Consider the following 809-nt stretch of genomic DNA (forward strand, 5'->3'; position numbering starts at 1 on the left):
CCGACGTGGAGCGCATCCGCGCCCAGGAACGCTCGCTCGCGGGGGCCGCGGCCGGGGCACCTCCCCCCGCGAGCGAGCGTTCCTGGGCGCGGATGCGCTCCACGTCGGCGAGCGACACCACACGGGTGCTCTCCTCCTCGGCGGGACCTTCAACGGAGATGACGTTCTGGCAGTTCTTGCAACGGACCTTGACCGTCTTGCCGCGGACCTTCTCGTCCGCAATGGAGTACCGCTTCTGGCAATTGTCGCAGGTGAAGTTCAAAGGGGTGTCCGGCTCTCGGGGGAAACCGACGAGGATGCTACCGCCAGAAATCCCCCGTGCAAACACACGGTTGACTCTGACCGTGGGCCCATCTATTCAGCCGCCCTCCCTTTTTTCTCTAGCTTCGTTGAGGGTGGGTGCATGGCGGCGAAGGATCTCGGGAACAAGCACGTCTGCTTCAAGTGCGCATCGAAGTTCTACGACTTGAAGAAGCCGGACGCCATCTGCCCCAAGTGCGGGGCGGATCAGAAGGACGCCCCGGCTCCCAAGCCTGAGGGCAAGCGCGGGCGCCTGGCGGCCACGCCGAAGATCATCGAGCCCGAGCCGGAGGAGACGCCCGCCGCCGAGGAGGACGAGGACGGCATCGAGGCCTTCGAGGACGAGGACGCCGAGACGCCGGGCGAGCCCGCCGAAGACGAAGAAATCTAGGTTTCCTGCGCGGTTCCAGGTTTCCAAGGGCCCCCTGAGCTTGCTCGGGCGGGCCCTTCTGTTTTTCCGGCGGCCTTCCGGGCCCTCGCGTGGGAGCCCTGGGGGGCCATGGCGGGGC

At 66.7% G+C, this 809-nt stretch carries 2 protein-coding genes; one reads left to right on the forward strand and one right to left on the reverse strand.

Going from position 1 to position 809, the window contains the following annotated elements; translation table 11 throughout:
• On the reverse strand, positions 1 to 262 hold a 262-nt coding region (locus D7Y13_RS41875), incomplete at its 3' end, for a zinc-ribbon domain-containing protein (protein ID WP_244222478.1).
• 141 nt (positions 263 to 403) lie between these two features.
• Here D7Y13_RS41875 and D7Y13_RS41880 point away from each other — a divergent pair.
• Positions 404 to 691 (forward strand): TIGR02300 family protein, encoded by a 288-nt coding sequence (locus D7Y13_RS41880; RefSeq protein ID WP_120538435.1) that lies wholly within the window; start codon positions 404 to 406, stop codon positions 689 to 691.
• Positions 692 to 809: the final 118 nt, after the last annotated feature.

The organism is Corallococcus praedator (genome assembly GCF_003612125.1).
Taxonomy (GTDB): Bacteria; Myxococcota; Myxococcia; order Myxococcales; family Myxococcaceae; genus Corallococcus; species Corallococcus praedator.

Excerpts from the sequence above, each read along its gene's own strand:
- D7Y13_RS41880 (WP_120538435.1), top strand. The coding sequence starts at position 404 with ATGGCGGCGAAGGATCTCGGGAACAAGCACGTCTGCTTCAAGTGCGCA.